We start from the raw sequence: 21,716 nt of genomic DNA, 5'->3' as shown, positions 1-21,716 counted from the left end.
TAGTAAATGCAGTTTAATCTGATATTCGAATGTAAGCTATTTAATATACAGATTCTTATATTTTCTAAAAAATTTATCGACCTTTATATTAGGTTTAGTACAATCCTTCTTTTTCTCTAAATTGCATTTTATCCATATATTTATCTATACAGTTAATATCTTCTTCCCATATATTAGGAAATTTGGACCATTTACCATCGGGATGGAAATCAATAGATAATTCATTAATAACATTTATAAACAGGTTATCATTGAAAGCTTGACCACTACAATTATCAGCTCTCTCATTTATTAAGGTTAATACAATATGTTTAATATTCTTCACATTCTTGAACTTTAAAAACTATATAAATTAATAGTATTAATACAAAATGATAATCAAGTATATTATTTTTTCATATTCAAAATCTAAAAATTTTTTAAAATCTAACTGAATTTTTTCTTCCATATAATTTTATTTAGGAAACTGTTCTACTGTCTGATATTTCTCCTATTATCAACAAAAAAAGAAGATCTAGCAACCTGAATTATCAAACAATTGAAGAATTTAACAATCAAAACAAAATTTATAAAATGTAGCTTAACTTACACTGGAATTTTTATTTGTATATCCATGTATTTATTTTTTATTATTAATATTTTCCCACTCTACAGCATAAGGGTATAAATATTTTAATTCCGGTTTTTTATACAATGAATCCTCTTTATATTTTTTAATAAAATAAGATAGATCAGGGTTTTTATTTAAAGGAGGAAACATCATATATCTGACACCTCCTTTAAAACCTTTTTCTTTACCAATATCCTCTCCTACTTTAGTCTGCTCTGTTATTTTAAATGCTGCAAAATATATTAATGGAAGTAAAAATGGGAGAAAAAAATAAAACTTTGTTGGGAAATAATCCATTCCTCTTCCTATAAATATTAAAAGAAAAACATACGGGACTAAATGAAAAACGTATATATCCGAAACATTGTGTTTTATACAGAAAAACAGGAAAGGGGTAATTCCTATAGCTATGTAATCAATTCTTTCTTTATTTCTTAATCCTAAAAAAATAAAGAAAACAAAAAAAAGAAAATTATATAATAAAAATCCTATATTCCTAACAATACTTTTGAAGATTATTTTAATATTAAAATTGAAAATAGAATCTTGATAAGCATTATCAGTAAAAATGGATAAAAGAGAATGATATCCTAGTGCCACTGGGATCAATAAAATTGAAAATATAATGATCAGAATCAATCCTCCGTAAATAATATGCTCCTTAAGGATTTTATAATTTTTAAAAATTAAGTAGAAGTAAATAGGAATAAAAAGTATTGACTGAATATGTATCAAAAAAAGAATACCAAAAATAATCGATAGATAATAAAAATACAAAGGCTTTCTTTCCTGAAGAAACTTAAAAATATTAATTAAAAATAAAATAACAAAAACTAAATAAAAAGTATATACCTCAGTTATTACGGACATCCGCCAGAAAGTAAATGAAAAACCAAAAAGCAGCAAACATATAAATGATGATCTACGTGAAATACCCACTATAGATAATAGTTTATTTAAATAGTAAAGTGAAAGTACTGACGAAATAATACTAATCCCTACGCATAAAGAGTGTACATTTTGAAAAGGTAATATTTTGTAAATTAATGAGAGGAAATTCGAATATAAAAAGTGGTTTGTAGCATTAGATTCGAAGACAAATCCATGATAAGCTTGAATGGTAAAAGGTAAACTGTCACCTAAAGAAGGATCTTTTGCTGATGAATACACATAAATTAATGCTAATAACACCAAACAGATAATTATATAAAGGTCAAATCTCCTATTTGATAAAATATTCATATGTAGCTGATTTTGTGTTCATTTCGTTTCTCTAAAATTTTATATTTTATAAAATCTTAAAATAGATTGATTAATAACTAATTTTTAGCAATTAATTTAAAATAATTTTTACAAATTTAAAACATTTGATATAGACTTATTAACACATATTATAATGACAATTATCCAAGTTGCCCGCAAAAATAGCCTTTAATATTAAAGCTTATTCAATAGTACACTTTTGTATTTGAAAAATTTTACAGATTCTTATACACCCATTCAATAAAAACCTTATTGCTAATTTTATCACAATCAAACATACCAAAAATGAATTCAGTAACCATCCGTAAAGCTGAACCCAAAGATTACCCTGCCATTATACAGCTTCAGAATGCAAACACCCCTGAAAGATTAAGCGAAGAAGAGAAAAAACAGGGCTTTGTCGTTTCTGCAATGACCGAAAAAACAATTCACTTTATTAATGAAAATTTAGGTGTCTTGGTGGCGGTAGAAAATAATCAGCTGGCTGGATTTGTATGCTTGGCATCTACCCATCCCCTCCCAGACCACCCTGTGGCGAAAGCCATGTATCATACTTTTCCTTATCAGAAATTCAACGGCAAATTACTGACAGATTTCAATATCTTTATTTACGGTCCTGTTTTAATAGATCCGAAATACAGAGGCAGAGGAATTTTAAAAAGTCTTTTCAATGCCGTGAAAAAATATACAGAGCATGATTATGATTTAGGAGCCGCATTTATCAATGACAAAAATTCGCATTCTCAGGCAGTGCATGTTAAAGGATTAGGGATGAGCTGCCTGCAGCCATTTGAGTCAGGGGACGAAAAGTTTCAGATGGTTGTTTTTCAGGTTTAGCAGCAGGCTTTTTACAGGACTCAAATATAGAAACATGATTCTCCTGCTTGAAAATGATGTTATAAATCATTTGTAGTTTTCTGGAACCGGAATATTATTTTTCTTCATATATTCCAGTAAATCATTGAATTTATCTTCGTAATCACTGCCTGAACATTTGTGGGAAATACTGCAGATGTCGGAAGGTTTTATCGCCAGAATATCTGAAATTTTAGTAAGAATCTCAAGGTTGATTTTTACTTTTGAATTTTCAATATCCGAATAGGCTTTCTGGGAAATTCCCATTTCAAAAGCCATATATTCCTGTGTGAAATCTTTTCCCCTTCTTATTTTCCTGATATTTTGTCCACAGATTTTCATCGCAATTGCTTTAGTAGTTTTCGGTATATTTTAGAAGTATATCTATTAGCCTGAAACAAAGTTACTAAATACCTTTGTCAAAACATTAGACATGTAGTATGATATTTATCTCCGTAAAAATGAATTGTCTTTTTTAAGAATTTCATCGAAATAAAAATCATTCTCTGCTACACAATTAGAATTATGGAGACGCAAAAATTTCACTATGACAATACTATTGTCAGGGCATTCCTCTATGCCACGGTCGCATTCGGGATTATTGGTTTTATCTTAGGGCTCACTGCAGCTTTGATGCTTTTTTACCCTGAATTACCTGAATTTTTATTCGGTACTGATGACACCACAATTCAAAGTTTGAGAAGCGGAAATATCCAGGGTTTAATCAACTCTCAGGGGGCATTGGGATTTGGCAGAATCAGAATGCTGCATACGAGTGCCGTGATTTTTGCATTTGTCTGTAATTCATTTTTTTGTGGTGCGTACTACAGCCTTCAGAGACTTTTAAAAACACGCATGTACAGTGATACGCTGTCGTGGATTCATTTCTGGACCTGGCAAATCATGATTATTGCTGTCGTAATCACCTTCCTGATGGGAATCAACACCTCAAAAGAATACGCTGAACATGAATGGCCGATTGATATTTTAATCACATTCTCCTGGGTAATTTTCGGAATCAATCTGTTTGGAACAATAGCCAAAAGAAGAGTGCGTCATCTCTATGTTGCAATTTGGTTTTATATTGCCACGTGGATCGCTGTTGCCATGCTCCATATCTTTAATAATCTTGAAGTTCCTTTATCATTCACCGGATGGAAATCCTATTCTGCCTATGCAGGAGTGAAAGATGCTCTGGTGCAGTGGTGGTACGGTCACAATGCAGTTGCCTTTGTCCTGACAACACCGGTTTTGGGACTGATGTATTATTTCATGCCGAAAGCAGCAAACAGGCCTGTCTTTTCATATAAATTATCCATCATCCACTTCTGGTCTCTGATCTTCGTTTATCTCTGGGCAGGACCTCATCATCTCCAGTACACCGCTTTACCAGCTTGGGCTCAGGCAGTGGGTACGGGATTCTCCATCATGCTGATCGCACCATCATGGGGTGGAATGCTGAACGGTCTTTTAACCCTGAGAGGTGCCTGGGATAAAGTAAGAGAAAACCCTATCCTTAAATTTTTTGTTGTCGCCGTTACCTGTTATGGAATGGCCACTTTCGAAGGACCGCTTTTAGCAACCAAATCTTTGAATAAAATAGGGCATTATACCGACTGGGTCATTGGTCACGTTCATTTAGGAGCCTTAGGATGGAATGGATTTATGGCTTTCGGAGTCGTTTATTATCTTGTTCCGATCATGTGGCGGACCGAACTCTGGTCAAAAAAACTTGCCAACTGGCATTTCTGGCTGGGAACATTAGGAATTATTTTCTATGCCGTTCCAATGTATATCGCAGGATTTACGCAGGGTCTGATGTGGAAACAGTTCAATCCTGACGGAACGCTGCTCTGGAAAAACTGGCTGGATACCGTAACAGCAATCATTCCTTATTTTAAACTGAGGTTCTTAGGCGGATTATTTTATCTGGGCGGAGCAGTTCTGATGGTCGTTAACGTTTTCAAAACTATAAGATCAGGCTCTTTTCAGAAAGAAGTTTCTGCTGAAGCTCCTGCTCTTGCCAGGGTCGGAAGCAGCAGAAAAGAAGGTGAAGGCATACATCTCTGGCTGGAAAGAACTCCTCACCTCTTATCTGTCCTGGCTTTTGTAGCAATTGCCATTGGCGGACTCGTAGAGATTGTTCCTACGCTGACAGTGAAAAGTAATCTGCCTCAGATATCTGCCGTAAAACCTTATTCTCCGCTTGAGCTGGAAGGCCGGGATCTTTACATCAGGGAAGGCTGTAATGCGTGCCACTCGCAGATGATCAGACCTTTCCGTGATGAGGTAACAAGATTTGACGGCAACAACGGACAGTATTCCAAAGCAGGAGAATTCGTTTACGACAGACCGTTTTTATGGGGATCGAAAAGAACAGGTCCTGATCTTCACAGGGAAGGAGACAGAAATCCGGATTCGTGGCATTTCAAACACATGTACAATCCAAGAATTACTTCGGCGGGATCTATTATGCCCCGTTTCCCTTGGTTGATTACCAACAAACTTGACCGTTCACAAATGGTGGATAAGATAAAACTGATGAAAAATACTTTTGACATGCCTTATTCAAAAGCAGCAATAGATTCTGCGGATCAGTGGGCCGACCACCAGTCAGCAGCGATTGTTAAAAGGATTTATGCAGAGGCTGCAGACGTCCGAGATCAGATGGAAAAAGAAAAAACCGCAAGAGGAAACACATTTGTCCCTCTTGAACAGCGGGAAATCATTGCCATGATTGCCTACCTGCAAAGACTGGGAACAGACATTAAAACGACCGACATTAAAACAGCAGGCATCAAATAATAAATTGTAAAAATTTTTATTAAAATGAAAACGAGAACACCAATATCAATATACATAGCAGCTACTGTAGGATTTACCCTGATGGCATTCGAAATGTTCGCTTCAGATTCCGGTTATTTTAATTCTCTTTTTTTCTGGGCTCTCTTAGTCATTGTCATTATTCTCCTGCTTATCATGAATTCGATAGGAGATCTGGTAGAAAACGAAAACTTCAACAGATTGTCAGACGAAGAAAAACAACAGTATCTTACTGAAAAGTCAACTCCTTATTTTCAGAAACTGTGGAACTCAGCTTTTAACAAACAGTCACAGACAGAAGAAAAAGACATTCTCATCGATCATGGATTCGACGGAATTACGGAACTCGACAATTCTCTGCCAAAATGGTGGATCGGTCTTTTCTATTTCGGGGTCATTTTCTGTGCCGTCTACATCATTGCATTTACCTTCACCGATTATGCTCATCCGGAAGCAGAATATGACCGGGAGGCCAAAATGATGCTCGCGTCAATCGCTGAATACGAAAAGACTGCCCCGAAAGTCACTATAGAATCTGCAAAATACAGTGCCGATAACATCTCTGAGGGAGAACAGATTTTCAAAACCAACTGTGTATCATGTCATTCGGAAGCAGGGAAAGGTGGAATCGGTCCTAATCTTACTGATCAGTACTGGATCAATATCAGGGAAAAAAGTCTTTTCAAAAATGTCTTCTGGATGCTTGAGAACGGCTCCCCCAACAATCCTGCGATGCGGCCTTTCATTAAAGAAGGCACGATTACAGGAAGAGATGCAGAGAAGGTAGCCGCTTATATTTATCACATCAACCAGGAGAAAACTCCGGTTACAGAAGCTTTGGGTGGTGCAGCTCCGCAGGGTGAAATGACAAAATGGGACGAATAACAATTAAATATATATAAAACTATGATGTAAATTCCATTACATTATGTCCCTTCTGTTATCAACTAACATCTGAAACCTATTCACTTTTAAATATTCTCCGATATTTAATTACCGGTAGGGACATAATTCACAGAAACCTGTTCGCAATGAGCAGGCTTCTGTTTTTAAAACCGTACCACATTTACTGTAAATTAATATGAAAATGACGGGTTGGCAAACATATTGCTCATAAAAATTAACAAAAAATCTGTTAATAGACCATAACAAACAAAATTATCATGCTAACTATTATTAAGTTGCAGGTTTTCAAGATATAAGATTTATACAATACACTAAACATCGGTAAAAACTAAAGTTTGCCATCCTTAAAATATTATCTATTGGTATAAATCACACAATTTTGAAACTGAAATTCAACAAAAGAAAAATCATAAGAGGTATTGTTATTACGATAACCTCTATAATCGTTTTCATCATACTGCTAATCCTGAGTTTACGTCTTCCTGCGGTGCAGAATTATGTAAAAGATAAACTGATTGTCTATCTGGAGAAAAAGATCAAAACCAAAGTCAGTCTTGACAGAGTTTATATAGGTTTCCCCAACAGCCTTGTCATGGAAAATCTATATCTTAAAGGTCAGAATATTGACACATTACTCTCTGCAAGAAAATTGGATGTAGGGCTTGATATGTGGCAACTGATGAATTCAAAAGCTGATCTTACCTCGATCGATCTTGAAGGTGTTCAGGCTAATGTTGTAAGAAATCCACAGGGCAAATTCAATTTTGATTATATTATTGACGCATTTGCAACTTCCGAAAAACAAGAAAGCACTTCAAAACCATTTATCATTTCTCTGGATAAAATCAAGCTGAAGGATATCGGACTGACATTTAATGACCAGCAGTCTAAAAATGACATTAAAGTATATTTTAATTCTTTTGATACCAGGGTAAAAACGTTTGACCTTCAAAACAATTCTTACGCGGTCAATGATATCAATCTTGACGGATTAAAATTAAAACTGAAACAGGATTTTGTAGAAGAAGTTTCTAAAAACGTAGAGAAGAAAGTAGATTCCCTGAATCAGAAGAAGCCTATGAAACTTGGTTTAAGCGGGATCAGACTGACCAATTTCAATATTGATTATGGTGATGACAATTCCAGAACTTTTGCGAAAGTTCTTTTTAAAGAATTAAGCACAAAAGTCAACAGCATTGATCTTGAAAACAAAGATTATAATGTGGGAAATGTATATCTTACAGGAGCTACTATCAATGCTAATTTGTTTCTCCCTACAGAAAATGCAGACGCGAAGAAAAATAGCGATCCTGCTGTTTCAACTGTTTCAGCGAAGGAGAAAGCAATGAAGATTCTTTTGGGCAAACTGATATTGGATGATGTAAAGGTTGCCTATAACAATACAGCGGTTGCCCCTGCCAAAAGCGGAATGGATTTTAACCATCTTAATTTCGGTCAGTTAAACCTTGACGTCAGAAACTTTAAAATGGAAAACAATGGTTTTGCAGGAAGTGTAAAGTCGGCGGAAATCCGGGAGTCAAAAGGTCTGAATGTACAGAAGTTCAATACTGATTTTGTGTATTCAGATAAAGAAGCATACCTGAAGAACCTTTACCTGCAGACACCTAAAACAATACTGAGGGATGAGGTCATCTTAAACTATAACTCAGTTGAACAGCTGTCAGCAAATCCGGGAGCTGTTAAAATATCTGCAGACATCCGTGACTCAAAAATCGGGTTTTCAGATATCCTGAATATAATACCTACGCTTAGAAATACCGCCCCATTTAACAAGTATCCAAATGCTATTTTAAATGTCAATGCCAATATAAAAGGGAACGTCAATGATCTTGACATCCAGAATCTGAAAGTTTCAGGATTGGACCAACTTAAGGTTGCCGCATCAGGCAGGATAAAGAATGCAATGAATCCTGATCAGTTATATTATGATCTGAAAATTGCAGAAGTTTCTTCTTCATCCAAAACGATTTACAACTTAGTTCCTAAAAACACAATTCCTAATACGATTTCGTTACCGTCATTCTTCACTATTCGCGGAACAGCGAAAGGTACTACCAAGATTGTTGACACCAATCTACGTCTGACATCAACTTTGGGAAATGCAGCCGTCATCGCAAAAGCTGATCTAAGAAGAAAAAACAGAGAGATTTTTGATGTAAAAGCCAATCTGCAGAATCTTCAGATCGGAAAACTTATCAAAAATAAAGATATTGGAAGCATTACCGCACAAATCTCTGCAAAAGGACAGGGTTTTGATCCTAAAATTATGTCAGCCCAGATGACAGGAGATGTGAAATCTGCAACGTACAACGGTTACACCTACCAGAATATGTATCTGAAAGGAAAAATCAACCGTGGAGCGTATGATATCGACCTAAATTCTAAAGATCCGAATGCAAATTTACATTTAGCTGCTTCAGGCATTTACAATGAAAAAAATCCTACCGTAAAAGTTAACGGAAACATCAATAAATTAGATCTTAATAAATTAGGATTTTACAGTTCTCCTATGATTATTGCAGGTGCAATTGACGGTGATTTTAAAAGCCTGGACCCTGATAACCTGAACGGCTATCTGAATCTTAAAGATTTTGCCATTTCAGATACAAAAGAAGTCTATCCTATTCAGGAAGTCAATCTTTTAGCCGTTTCAACAGCAGAAGCAACGCAGATTAAATTCCATTCCCAGATTGCCGATGTCGAACTGAACGGAAAATACAAGCTGACCCAAATCTTCGGAGCATTACAGCAAACGGTAAATCAGTATTATCAGTTTCAAAAACCCGGAAAAACTCAGAAAATTGACGCAGGACAGTTTTTTACCGTCAATGCATCGATTAAAAATGATGACCTCATCAGAAAATTTGTTCCCGAACTGAAAAGCTTTGAGACCATCAATATTACCGGAAACTATAATGCAGATTCTCAGAAAATAGAACTTGATGCAAAAATACCTCAGGTCCTGTATGGCGAAAATACACTTGAAAATACAAACTTAAAAATCACTAACGAAAACCAGGCACTGCAGTACAGTCTTGATGTAGCCGCATTGAAAAGTGAAAGTTTTGCTCTGAATAAAGTCAATATCAACGGGGACGTTGCCCAGAATATTATCAATTACAATATTACCACGAAAGATGACAAAGATCAGACGCAGTTCCTGATCGCAGGTAATGCAAAATCAATGAATGATATTACCGAAATTTCCTTAAATCCAAACGGTTTAAAATTAAATTACATGGACTGGACCGTTGCCGAAGGTAATAAAATTCAAATAGGAAGTCAGGGAATTCTGGCGGATAATTTCAGATTATCCAATTCAGGAAGTGAAATTTTGCTTCAGTCTGAAACTGCTGTACCGGGAAGCCCTTTAAATGTTTCTCTGAAAGATTTCAAAATTGAAACAATCACGGAAATCATTAAAAAAGATTCACTCCTGGCGAAAGGGACTATCAACGGGACTGCTCAGTTACGGGATCTGACTAAAAATATGACGTTTACTTCAGACATCAATGTAAGTGATCTGATTGTTTATGGAAGTCCGGTTGGAAATTTAGCCATTAAGGTAAATAATCAGTCTGCCAATCTTCTGAATGCGGATATTGCACTTTCCGGAAATAACAATGATGTGAAGATCCTTGGAAATTACAATACTTCGTCAAGCACATTTGATCTCAATTTGGATATGAATCAGCTTCAGATGAAAACGCTTCAGGGCTTTTCTATGAATGCGATTACCAATACTGAGGGCTATCTTTCAGGAGATCTGAAAATTACCGGAACGACAGCGGCACCGAAAATTTTGGGTGATCTCAAAATGAACAATGTAGGTCTTATGATTTCACAGACGGGAAGTGATTTCAGAAATATCAATGATAAAATAGGCTTTACAAGCCGTGGAATTGAATTTGACGATTTTAAAATCAAAGATAAAGACGGAAACTCCCTGAATATCGATGGTCAGGTTCTTACCAAGACTTACAGAGATTTTGCATTCAATCTTGATCTGAACGCCAAAGACTTTAAAGTCGTAAATTCTGAAAAATCAAACGATGCCATGATGTACGGAATCTTAGCAATTGATGCCGCCCTGAAAGTCAGAGGAAACTTAGATTTACCAAAGGTTGACGGAAGGCTTGCCGTTTCAAAAACGACAGATTTCACTTTTGTACTTCCACAGTCGAGCCCTTCTTTACAGGAGAGAAATGGTATTGTTGAATTTATTGACCAGGATCAGATTGCTTTAAATAAAACTGTCAAAGCAGATTCTGTTGATACCCAAAGTCCGATCAAAGGAATGGATCTGAGCGTGAATATTGAAGTGGATAAAGAGGCGAAAATGTCAATTGTCATTGATAAAGCTGCCGGAGACTTTGTAAAGCTTCAGGGTGAGGCAGATTTAACGGGAGGGATTGACCCGTCAGGAAAGACTACTTTGGTTGGGGTCTATTCTGTTGAAAAGGGAAGCTATGAGATGTCGGTAAGCGTCCTGAAAAGAAAATTTGACATTCAGAAAGGAAGCACGATCACCTGGACAGGAGAACCTACGACCGCCAATCTTGATATAACAGCTATTTACAAAACTGAAACCGCACCCATTGACCTGGTAGAACAACAGGTAGGTGATGCTGATCTGAACCAATACAAACAAAGAATTCCCTTTAATACACTGTTGATTCTGAAAGGTGAACTGTTGAAGCCGCAGATATCATTTGACATTACGACTGATGAAAAAAACAATGCTGTCTCATCTGCAGTGACAGAAACCATTGACGGAAAACTTGCCCAGTTGAGACAGGATGAAAATGAAATGAACAAGCAGGTTTTTGCACTGCTTTTACTGAACCGTTTTATTGGTGAAAATCCGTTCCAGAGTAATTCCGGAGTGTCAGCTGAAACAATGGCAAGACAGAGTGTAAGTAAGATCCTCTCCCAGCAGCTGAATAATCTTGCTTCAGATTTGATCAAAGGAGTGGATTTAAATTTTGATCTGGAATCTACCGAAGATTATTCTACCGGAACGCAGAATACAAGAACAGATCTGAATATCGGCCTGAGCAAAAAATTGCTGAATGACCGTCTTAAAGTTTCGGTAGGAAGTAATTTCGGACTGGAAGGTGAAGCAAGACAGAACGAAAATACAACCAATATTGCCGGTGATGTGACGGTAGATTACAGTCTTTCAAGAGACGGAAGATATATGCTTCGTGCCTACCGTAAAAATGATTATCAGGTTGCATTGCAGGGACAGATTGTAGAAACCGGTGTCGGATTTATTATTACTTTGGATTATAACCAGTTCAGAGATATTTTCCGCAAATCAAGAAATAACCGAAACAGGGAAAACAGACAGATAAAGAAAAAACAGGAAAACCAAGTCGTAGAATTTAAATAATGAAGAATAAGATTAACCTATATTGTAAATATTTTGTAGCATCAGGAATGACTGTGGCTGTTGTTTCTTGCAGCAATACCAAGTTTCTGAAGGAAGGCCAGATGCTCTATACCGGGGCAGAAGTGAAAATTGAAAATGACACCCTTCCCAAAAAGAAAAAAAATGAACTCAAGGCTGCGCTCGAAGAAAATCTAACCCCAAAGCCCAACTCTTCATTTTTTGGATTGCGACCGAAACTTTATGCCTATAATGCGACAAAAGAGCCCAAAAAAGAAAAAGGTTTAAGATACTGGCTGAAATATAAATTTGGTGAAGAGCCTGTTTTATTAGGTGACGTAGACCGTGAATTCAATAAAGACATCATTGTCAATTATTCTGAGAATAAAGGATACTTCAATGCAAAAGCGAAGTATGATACGGTCTCAAAAAACCAAAAAGCCCAGGTTATCTACACTCTGAATCCCGGTGCACAGTACCTGATCAGTAATGTAAAATTTCCAGAAGATTCTACATTAATCAATCGTGAAATTCAAAGTTTTAAAGATAAAACTTTACTGAAGCCCGGCAACCCTTTTGACCTGGATGTCATTAAGTCTGAAAGACAGCGTATCGATGACGGTCTGAAAGATAAAGGTTTCTACTATTTTAACCCTGATAATATTATCGTTCAGGCGGACAGTACCGTCAGCAAAAATCATAAAGTTGAGATGATTGTCAAGCTGAAAGACAATACTCCGAAATTAGCAACGGAACAGTTTACCATTGATAAGGTGGTTGTCTTTCCAAATTATAACCTTCGGGATGCTAAAAAAGGGCTTTATAATATTCCTATGAATCCTGATTCTCTGAAAGGTTACGAATACAATGACATCTACGTGGTGGATCCGGGAAAGAAATTTAAACCAAGGATTTTTGACCGTGCACTGTATTTCGACAAAGGAGATATTTACAACAGAAAAGACCACAATTTATCACTGAACAGATTAATCAGTCTTGGTGTTTTTAAATTTGTAAAAAATGAATTTGTCGTTTCGGATTCCCTGAATCATAAATTTGATGCTTACTATGTTCTGACTCCCAGAGAGCTTCAGTCCTTACGCCTGGAAGCTTTAGGGAGAACCAATTCTGCGAATTATGCAGGAAGTGAATTAAATCTTAACTGGACTCAGAGAAATTTCTTCCGTGGTGCAGAACAGTTTAAGGCTTCTGTATATGGTGCTTTTGACGTTCAGATCGGCGGACCTTCTGATGCGGAAAATATTTTCAGAGCCGGTGCGAATGCTCAGTTATCAATTCCGAGAATTGTTGCACCGTTTAATTTTAATTCATCAAGTGCTTTTGTTCCGAGAACCAATATTCAGCTCGGTTACGAGTTCCAGAACCGGACGACTTTATACACATTAAATACATTCAACGCATCTTTCGGATATCAGTGGAAAGAAAATGTGAGAAAAGAGCATGAATTAAAACTGATTGACGTATCGCTTATTGCGCCTGCTAACATCACTCCGAAATTTGATTCTCTGGCTCAAAATAACCCGTACCTTAGAAGAGTTACCGATAGACAACTGATCTTCGGACCTACTTATTCATACACCTATTCTACCACCATGCTTCCGAAAAAAAATACCTTTTACTATAAAGGTATGCTTGATCTGGCCGGAAACATTACAGGTCTCGTCACAGGTGCGAATGCAAAGGAAGGAAAAGAAAAAACTATATTCGGAGTTCCTTTCAGCCAGTATGCAAAAATTGAAAACGACGTTAGATTCTACCATAAGTTTACCGAAAAAACATCATTCGCTTCCAGGTTCATTGCCGGAGTAGCCATTCCTTACGGAAATTCAGAGCACATCCCGTTTTCAAGACAGTTTTTTGTGGGAGGAAGTAACAGCATCAGAGCGTTCCGGGCGAGAACTTTAGGGCCGGGAAGCTATGATCCGAGGGGAGAAAACAATAACAGAGCAGTTTTTGATCAGGCAGGAGATATAAAACTCGAACTGAATGCAGAATACCGCGCAAATATCTATAAATTTTTGAACATTGCTGTTTTTGCTGATGCCGGGAATATCTGGCTGATTAACAACGAACTTGATCAGAATGGAGTCGATACAAGACCCGGAGGCAAATTTTCCAAAGATTTCTTAAGCGAAGTTGCTGTAGGTGCGGGTGTGGGTCTGAGACTTGATTTTTCTATTCTGGTTTTAAGACTCGATCTTGCCATGCCACTGCGTGTTCCCTATTATGAAGAAGGTGACCGTTGGGCTTTTAACAGGATTAATTTTGGAGATTCAAGCTGGAGACGTGACAACCTGATTTTAAATATAGCTATCGGATATCCTTTTTAGATAGATTAAGACTTAAAGCTCAGTTGCCCTGCCAAAAACATTTTATATTAAAAAATTTCAATATTATTATCAATCAAACTATGCTAAAAGAACTTAAATTTTTCTGGGAAACCGTTAAAGAAACATTTGCAGAATGGAATAATTCATCTGCCTCCAATGATTCGGCGAGTTTGGCGTACTATGCTATATTTTCAATTCCCGGTCTTCTTATCATCATTATATGGCTGGCAGGGTATTTCTTCGGTGAAGATGCCATCCGCGGCCAGATCAGTAACCAGATCAGCGGTATGATGGGAACGGATGCGGCAAAAAGTGTTGAAGAAATGATCGCAGGTGCCCTCATCGACAAGGAAAATATTTTTATGAAAATTGTAGGAATCGGATCGCTTATTTTTGGTTCCACAACATTATTCTTTCAATTACAGAAATCTCTAAACAACCTTTGGGATGTAGAGGCTGCCCCTAAAAAAGCTTTGGTGAAATTTCTCTTAGACCGTGCCAATTCTTTAGGAATGATTTTGATTCTGGGTTTTTTACTAATGATTACCATGGTTTTATCAATAATCATCAGCTTACTCAACAATTTCATCACCGGATCTTTAGGTCTGGAAACCTATTACATCGTTGAAATAATTAATTTCTCAGTAGGTTTTGCCATCACTGTTTTACTTTTTGCACTGATGTTTAAAGTGCTGCCTGATGTAGAAATCAGTTGGAGATCGGTATGGAAAGGAGCTTTACTGACCTCAACTCTTTTTACTTTAGGTAAATTTTTATTAAGCCTTTACTTCAGTGAATTTAAACCAACTTCAGCTTTCGGAACCGCAGGTACAATTATTCTGGTTATGCTGTGGATCAACTATTCCTGCCTGATGATCTTTTTCGGAGCGGAATTTACAAAGGTATATACTTATAAGAGGGGACTAAGAATAGCACCTTCAAAACATGCGAAATGGAGCAGTGCTAAGCTGTATAAAGACAGTCAGAAAAAAAATACTGATTCTCCAACTATAGTTTAATTATAAAAAAAACCTCCTGAACATTCAGGAGGTTTACTTTTTACATTCTGTTTACAGTACTTATTCCCAGCAATGCAAGCGATTTCTGTATCGTTTTTGCCGTTAGATCAGAAACATTTAAACGGAACTGTTTTAGATTTTCATCTTCACTTTTTAAGATGGGATTGCTCTGATAAAATGAATTATAAGATTTCACCAGATCATAAAGGTAATTAGCGACCAGCGCAGGGCTCAATGATTCTGCAGCTTTCTGAACAACCGATTTATAATTAGATAAAAGCATAATCAATTCTATCTCATTTTGGTTATAAACGATGCTGTCAGTTTCTTTATATTCATAATTTGCTTTAGCTAACAATGATTGGGTTCTTGCATAAGTATAAAGAATGAAAGGCCCCGTATTTCCGTTAAAATCAATACTTTCCGAAGGATTGAACAACATTTTTTTCTTAGGATCAACCTTCAGCATAAAATACTTCAGGGCAGCCTGTCCGATGATTTCATACGAAGCTGCTTTTTCTTCCTCCGAAAGACCTTCGAGTTTCCCCAGTTCTTCAGTTTTTGATTTTGCCGTTTCATACATTTCCTGCATCAGATCGTCTGCATCCACTACAGTTCCTTCACGCGACTTCATTTTGCCTTCCGGAAGTTCAACCATTCCATAAGAAAGATGGAACAATTGATCTGCCCATGAATATCCAAGCTTTGCCAAAACTTTAAATAACACCTGAAAGTGATAATCCTGTTCGTTGCCTACGGTATAAATTAATTTCTGAATATCATTCTCTTTAAAGCGTTCTACAGCTGTTCCCAGATCCTGTGTCATGTACACGGATGTTCCGTCTGAACGAAGCAGAAGCTTCTCATCCAAACCTTCGTCTGTGAGATCACACCATACGGAACCATCCTCCTTTTTATACAGCACTCCCTTGTTCAGGCCTTCATGAATAAGATCTTTCCCTAAAATATAGGTATTGCTTTCATATTGAACCTGATCGAAGTCTACTCCAAGTCTACTGTACGTTTCATTGAAACCTTCATAAACCCATGAGTTCATTTCTTTCCAGAGATTTCTCACTTTTTCATCACCATTTTCCCAGTCAAGAAGCATTTTCTGAGCTTCTTTCATTAACGGAGCATCTTTTTTAGCCTGCTCTTCCGTACTTCCCTTTTCTACCAGTTCAGTGATTTCTTTTTTGTAGTTTTTATCAAATTCAACATAATAATTCCCTACAAATTTATCGCCTTTTATACGGTCTGTTGCAGGAGTTTCCCCCTTACCGAATTTCTCCCAGGCCAACATTGATTTACAGATATGAATGCCTCTGTCATTGATAATCTGACTTTTGATCACTCCGTATCCTGCCTCTTTAAGAATCTGGGCAACAGAAAAACCTAACAGATTGTTTCTGATATGTCCGAGGTGCAATGGTTTATTGGTGTTTGGTGAAGAATATTCCACCATTACCGTTTTATTTTTCTTTTCAATATCTGAAAATTGTTCAGTAACCGTTTTGAACTGATCAACAAAAAACTGATTCTGAACTTTTACATTTAAAAATCCCTTAACAACGTTGAAGCTCTCAAGCAATTCGGTCTGCTCCGTCAGTGCCTGTCCCAGTTCAACCCCTATACTTTCCGGATTTTTCTTCAGCTGTTTCACCAGTGGAAAAGTAACGATGGTAAAATCACCTTCAAACTCAGTTTTATTTTCCTGAATTTCGAGCTTTATATCTTTCAGCTGATAGACATTAAGGATTACCTCCGCCAGCTTTTGTTCTATGATATCTTTAATATTCATTATTCTAATTTGAGATACAAATATACGGAAATAAAAAAACCGCCCGAAGGCGGTTTAATTGTATTAAAACTATTTTATGTTTAATTCTTATCCCAGAAAATCTTTGTTGTTAACAAATCTCCCCCGATCGCTGAAGATGCTGCAGAAACATTTGCACTGTTTGTCTGATATTCAATTACAGGATAACTCATACGTACAGGAACACTGGTAATGGTAGCTGCACTTGCTGGCTGTAAAACCGGATAATCTAATCTTCTCCAGAAATTCCATGAAGTTAACGGTTGATTATACATTGCAACCCATGCCTGCTGCCCTACAGACTGTTTCCAGTTTGCTGCATTGTAGGGATGCGCTGCGATATATGCAGCGGCACTTGATGCCACTCCCCATTCAGCAAATGATGAGGTGACAGCATTTGTATAATTGGTTACAGCAGAACCTCCGATCCCCCATCTGGCACTGGCTTCGGTTAAATAAAAAGCAACTTCAGTATAGTTTAAAATAATCCCGGGTGTTGTAGGTGAATATGCAAAATCACCAGGTGCTGAAAACTGTGAAAAAGAGGCACCGGTTCCAATTATCTGTCCTATATAATTTCCGGAAGTCCCAACTGGTTTGTAATATTTTGAAATTCTTGCATCATTGTTACTGTTCATGTAATCAACCAGCGTTTTACCGCCAACAAAATCATTTCTGTTGCTTGCTTTCACATTATCAAAAATCGGATTCCTGTTTGGAGATGCTGACAAATACTGAAGTTTACAATCTTCTGCAGATGAAGTCATTATGCCATTATTTATTGCAGTTGTAGCTGTCTGCTGCGCTAACGTAGGATTAGAATCTGCAATAGCAACACCTAGTTTTAACATAAGAGAATTTCCAAATGTCTTCCATGCACTAAGATCTCCTTCGTAAAACAGATCAGCTCCTGAAAAAACATCTGAATTGGAATCCAATCCAACACTTGTATCTATACTTGCTATATCAGCCTGCAATCTTGTTATTAAATTAGCATAAACAGTTGCTCCGTCATCATAAGCTGGAGAAGTGATGGTTGATAATTGATTTGATTGTGTGTATGGTATATTACCAAAAGTATCTACCAGACTTTGATACGCATAAACCTGCATCATGTCAATAACAGCTAATTGATTCTGCTTGATTTTTGGCCAAGATGCTGCCTCTGCCGGAACAGGAATATATTCATTTATCAATTTTTTTGCCTGTACCAGATTTGTAAGAACATTTACATAGGTATTCAGAAAAATCTGATTAGACACATTTCTATTGGTAAAATTATAATTGCTTTCTTCAACATAGGTTGTTTCCTGCCAATACTGCATTGTTAATCTGAAATTGTTTTCATTTACACTACAAGTATTAACATAATCACTTAATTCTTTCTGTGCATTGGTCACTAATGTTGATGGAATAGTTGTGTATGCAGAATGAGTATCTGAATTAATATCGTCTGTCGTACAGCTGATAAACTGCATTCCAATTAATATAAATATTATGGTTTTTTTCATTTTTACTTTTTTAAAAATTAACTTTTACATTGAATGAGAAATTTCTGGTCGTTGGCATAACTCCTGATTGATACCCCTGTAAATTTCCTGAAGACAACCCTGCTTCAGGATCTGCATAGGGAAGATTTTTATGAATGATCCAAAGATTACTTCCAATAACACTAAATGACATGCCTTGTATAAATTTAGAGCCCAAGGCTTCTTTTGAGATTTTATACGTAATAGAAGCCTCTCTAAGCTTCACATAGCTGGCATCGTAAACAAATGCAGCTGAAGGTGGATCAGTATTCAATACCTGACTTGACTGAGATTTATCTAATCTTACATTATTTTGCGAGTAACTTCCATCAGCATTTTGTATTACTCCCTGCTGTATAATTCCCCCTCCATTTTCTAGAGTATTTCTTATAGGATTTCCCAAGTCGTTAAATCCTACAGAATCAGCATATATTCCCGTTCCATAGCCATAGGATTGATCTAAAGAAAAGACTTTGCCTCCATGCTTCATATCAACTAAGAAACTTAGAGAAAGATTTTTGTAGTTTACTGTATTTCTAATACCTCCAAACCAATCAGCCTGGTAGCTTCCGAGGTTATTATTAGTTGTTGTCGTTTTCAAATATGCTCCTGTACTGGAATCAATTACTTTTTGTCCATCAGGCGCATAAATATAATCTGACCCATAAATTGTTCCATATAAACTTCCTAATGGGGCATTAAGGGTAACGCCACCTTGTGAGCCATTAGACTGTAGCGCAAGATTATCTACTCCATTTTTCAACGCTGTGACAGTAGTTTTTGGATTAGACCAGTTTGCAGTAAGATTCCATGAAAAATTTTCAGACTTTATCGGTACTAATTTTAAAGAAAGTTCAAACGCTTCAGTTCTTAAATTTCCAATGTTTTGTTTTTGTAAAATAGAACCTGATGAGTATGCCACGCTCACATTTGAAATCAGATTTTCTGAGTTATTTCTATACCAAGAAGCATCCAAACCAATTCTGTTTTTCAGGAATGAGGTTTCCAGACCAAATTCCATACTCTTTAATTTTTCAGCTACTAAATCTGAATTTTTTGCAATTCCATTAAAAGAATAGAGAGGAAGCGATCCGAACGAAGCTCCTGCCAAATAAGTATCTATCAATTGATTCGAATCTGTATCGTTTCCTACAACAGAGTAATTTGCTCTTAATTTACCAAAACTCATCCATGGAGCTTTTATTAAATTTGAGAAAACAATACTTCCGGAAACCGACGGATACCAATAAACATCATTACCTTTTGACAGAGCAGTTGTTTGATCTCTACGTACTGTACCCTCTAAATAATAGGTACTCTTATATCCCAAACTTGCCTGAGCAAAAACTCCAACAACTTGTTTGCTTGTATCAGTAGTCTGAGAAAGTGGTCTGTTTCTTGAATTTGAAATGTCAAAATAATTAGGCACACTTAGACCTCCCACCGTTGAATGCTGATCAGAATAGGCAGAATTGTATCGAATATTACTTCCCAAAACTGCATTTAAATTCAAATCTTCCGTCAGATCTTTTTTGTAAGTACCTATAAAATCATAGTTTCTTTCAGCAAATCTGTAATTACCCAACGCATAACCTGAAGGTTGAGGGTCATTTATATTTAACCCGAAGATATTTGGTACAGACCCGTTTGCTTTTCTTTCTTCTGTGGTCATACTGTAACTGTCATTGCTCAATCTTACCAAAAAGTTTAGGTCATTGCTTACATCATAACTTAATGTAACATTTCCGTTAAATCGCTCTCTTGTATCGTTTTGATAATTCTGATAACGCTGAAAATAAATATTGTCCCAATATTGTGGAGTAAGAGTATCAGGAGTTACATTACCTGCATTATCAAGTCCTGTAATATTCCATGAATAATTCTGATGGGCAATTTCATACAGGTCCTGCTGTTGCTTTAAATCAATATTGGTTGGCCACCATTGTCTAAAGCCTGCCATTAAATTGCCGTTATATCCGGTATCATTTCTACCTTTTGTATTCTGCGTAATATAATTGGCATACAAAGATGCAGTTAATTTCTCTGTAACTTTATAGGTCATATTACCTCCAAAGTTATTTTTTGTCAAAGAACTGTTTGGCATAATATCAGTTGCATCCAGATTACTGTAACTCAATCTGTACGTAGCAACGTCGTTTCCTCCGTTTAAAGATACACTGTTAGTGAAATTTGTTCCGTTCTGGAAAAATGAAAGTGGTCCGTTTTTAGCCATGACCCAAGGAGTAGCCTGTCCAAAATTTGAAGCACCAGGTGTTAAAGCTCCATATTGATAGACCATTAAGTTGGGGTCATATCTCGGTCCATAAGAGGCATCGTCTCCAAAGTTCGCAGTTAGTCCACCGTTAAAAGAGCCATAACCATTAAAGTTTTCACCATAATACCCCTGTCCATATTCAGTCTGATATTCCGGAAAAGTCTTTTTGTCGATAGAAGAAATTGTAACTGAACTCGAAAATTCCAAACCAATTCCTTTCTGATTCTTTTTCCCCTTTTTTGTTGTGATAATAATAGCACCATTTGCAGCACGGGAACCATATAATGCTGCGGCAGTAGCTCCTTTCAAAACGTTAATTGTTTCTACATCGTTAGGATTTATATCTGATGCAGCATTACCATAATCAACGCCGTAACGTCCTGTATTTTGGCTTGAAGAATTTATATTATTATTGATTATTGGAACTCCGTCGACAACGAATAACGGTTGATTCGTTCCTGAAAAGGATTTAAATCCTCTTAACACTACGTTAATAGATCCTCCAAAGTTTGTACTCTGTTTAATATCCATACCTGCAACCTGCCCGGATAGGTTGTTTAAAAAGTTAGGAGTAGGGTTTTTGTTAACATCTTCCCCTTTAACTTCCTGAGTAGCATAACCTAAAGATTTTTTTTCTCTTTTAATTCCGAATGCAGTCATAACTACACCTTCGATTTCTTGTGTTTTTAAGGTGTCGCTCGGTTTTGTTTGTTGTGCATTAGCAACGACAAAAGACGAGGATAATACTACAAGTAGTACACCTGCTGTTAATTTCTTCATATTAATACATTAATTTTGTGGCAACAAAGTTGTGAAACTTTTCCTTAAAAAACTGTTAAAAAGTGAAAAAATT

12 protein-coding genes are annotated in these 21,716 nt (G+C 36.4%); 6 read left to right on the top strand and 6 right to left on the bottom strand.

Going from position 1 to position 21,716, the window contains the following annotated elements:
* Positions 1–94: 94 nt before the first annotated feature.
* Positions 95–325: a hypothetical protein gene (locus AC2A07_RS10585; RefSeq protein WP_484050359.1), complete on the bottom strand. Its 231-nt coding sequence runs from the start codon at positions 323–325 to the stop codon at positions 95–97.
* A 294-nt stretch (positions 326–619) separates the two neighbouring features.
* The gene (locus AC2A07_RS10580) at positions 620–1,852 is read right to left on the bottom strand and encodes a glycosyltransferase family 39 protein (RefSeq protein WP_484050358.1); all 1,233 of its coding nucleotides are present in this window, start codon (positions 1,850–1,852) and stop codon (positions 620–622) included.
* Positions 1,853–2,158: 306 nt separating this feature from the next.
* Here AC2A07_RS10580 and AC2A07_RS10575 point away from each other — a divergent pair, with 306 nt between their 5' ends.
* Complete coding sequence (locus AC2A07_RS10575) at positions 2,159–2,710, top strand: N-acetyltransferase family protein (RefSeq protein ID WP_484050357.1); 552 nt, start codon at positions 2,159–2,161, stop codon at positions 2,708–2,710.
* A 66-nt stretch (positions 2,711–2,776) separates the two neighbouring features.
* Here the strand turns inward: AC2A07_RS10575 and AC2A07_RS10570 are convergent, their stop codons facing one another.
* On the bottom strand, positions 2,777–3,070 hold the full coding sequence (locus AC2A07_RS10570) for a helix-turn-helix domain-containing protein (RefSeq protein WP_484050356.1): 294 nt from the start codon (positions 3,068–3,070) through the stop codon (positions 2,777–2,779).
* Between the two features lie 183 nt (positions 3,071–3,253).
* On the opposite strand from AC2A07_RS10570, the gene ccoN reads away from it, so the two are divergent.
* The 5 genes from ccoN to AC2A07_RS10545 all read left to right on the top strand — a co-directional run bounded on the left by ccoN (position 3,254) and on the right by AC2A07_RS10545 (position 15,240).
* Complete coding sequence (gene ccoN / locus AC2A07_RS10565) at positions 3,254–5,533, top strand: cytochrome-c oxidase, cbb3-type subunit I (RefSeq protein WP_484050355.1); 2,280 nt, start codon at positions 3,254–3,256, stop codon at positions 5,531–5,533.
* 24 nt (positions 5,534–5,557) lie between these two features.
* Entirely contained in the window at positions 5,558–6,436 is an 879-nt protein-coding gene (locus tag AC2A07_RS10560) for a cbb3-type cytochrome c oxidase N-terminal domain-containing protein (RefSeq protein WP_484050354.1), read from the top strand.
* Between the two features lie 400 nt (positions 6,437–6,836).
* Positions 6,837–11,873 (top strand): translocation/assembly module TamB domain-containing protein, encoded by a 5,037-nt coding sequence (locus tag AC2A07_RS10555; protein ID WP_484050353.1) that lies wholly within the window; start codon positions 6,837–6,839, stop codon positions 11,871–11,873.
* Positions 11,873–14,221, top strand: a complete 2,349-nt coding sequence (tamL, locus tag AC2A07_RS10550; RefSeq protein WP_484050352.1) for a translocation and assembly module lipoprotein TamL — start codon at positions 11,873–11,875, stop codon at positions 14,219–14,221. The genes AC2A07_RS10555 and tamL overlap by 1 nt, the downstream gene beginning before the upstream one ends.
* A gap of 80 nt (positions 14,222–14,301) precedes the next feature.
* A complete protein-coding gene (locus AC2A07_RS10545; protein ID WP_484050351.1) occupies positions 14,302–15,240 on the top strand; it encodes a YihY/virulence factor BrkB family protein in 939 nt (312 codons plus the stop codon).
* Between the two features lie 40 nt (positions 15,241–15,280).
* Here AC2A07_RS10545 and argS read toward each other — a convergent pair whose 3' ends face one another.
* From argS to AC2A07_RS10530, 3 genes are all read right to left on the bottom strand, one after another.
* A complete protein-coding gene (gene argS, locus AC2A07_RS10540) occupies positions 15,281–17,041 on the bottom strand; it encodes an arginine--tRNA ligase (RefSeq protein WP_484050350.1) in 1,761 nt (586 codons plus the stop codon).
* Positions 17,042–17,121: 80 nt separating this feature from the next.
* A complete protein-coding gene (locus AC2A07_RS10535; RefSeq protein WP_484050349.1) occupies positions 17,122–18,570 on the bottom strand; it encodes a SusD/RagB family nutrient-binding outer membrane lipoprotein in 1,449 nt (482 codons plus the stop codon).
* A gap of 10 nt (positions 18,571–18,580) precedes the next feature.
* Positions 18,581–21,643 carry a SusC/RagA family TonB-linked outer membrane protein gene (locus AC2A07_RS10530; RefSeq protein WP_484050348.1) on the bottom strand — a complete coding sequence of 1,021 codons (3,063 nt, stop codon included), beginning with the start codon at positions 21,641–21,643 and terminating at the stop codon, positions 18,581–18,583.
* Between the last annotated feature and the right edge of the window lie 73 nt (positions 21,644–21,716).

It is taken from the genome of Chryseobacterium sp. HNCC26DJ238 (assembly GCF_057180465.1).
The sequence above is the reverse complement of the archived record's forward strand: the minus strand, read 5'-3'. Positions and strand labels throughout refer to the sequence as shown.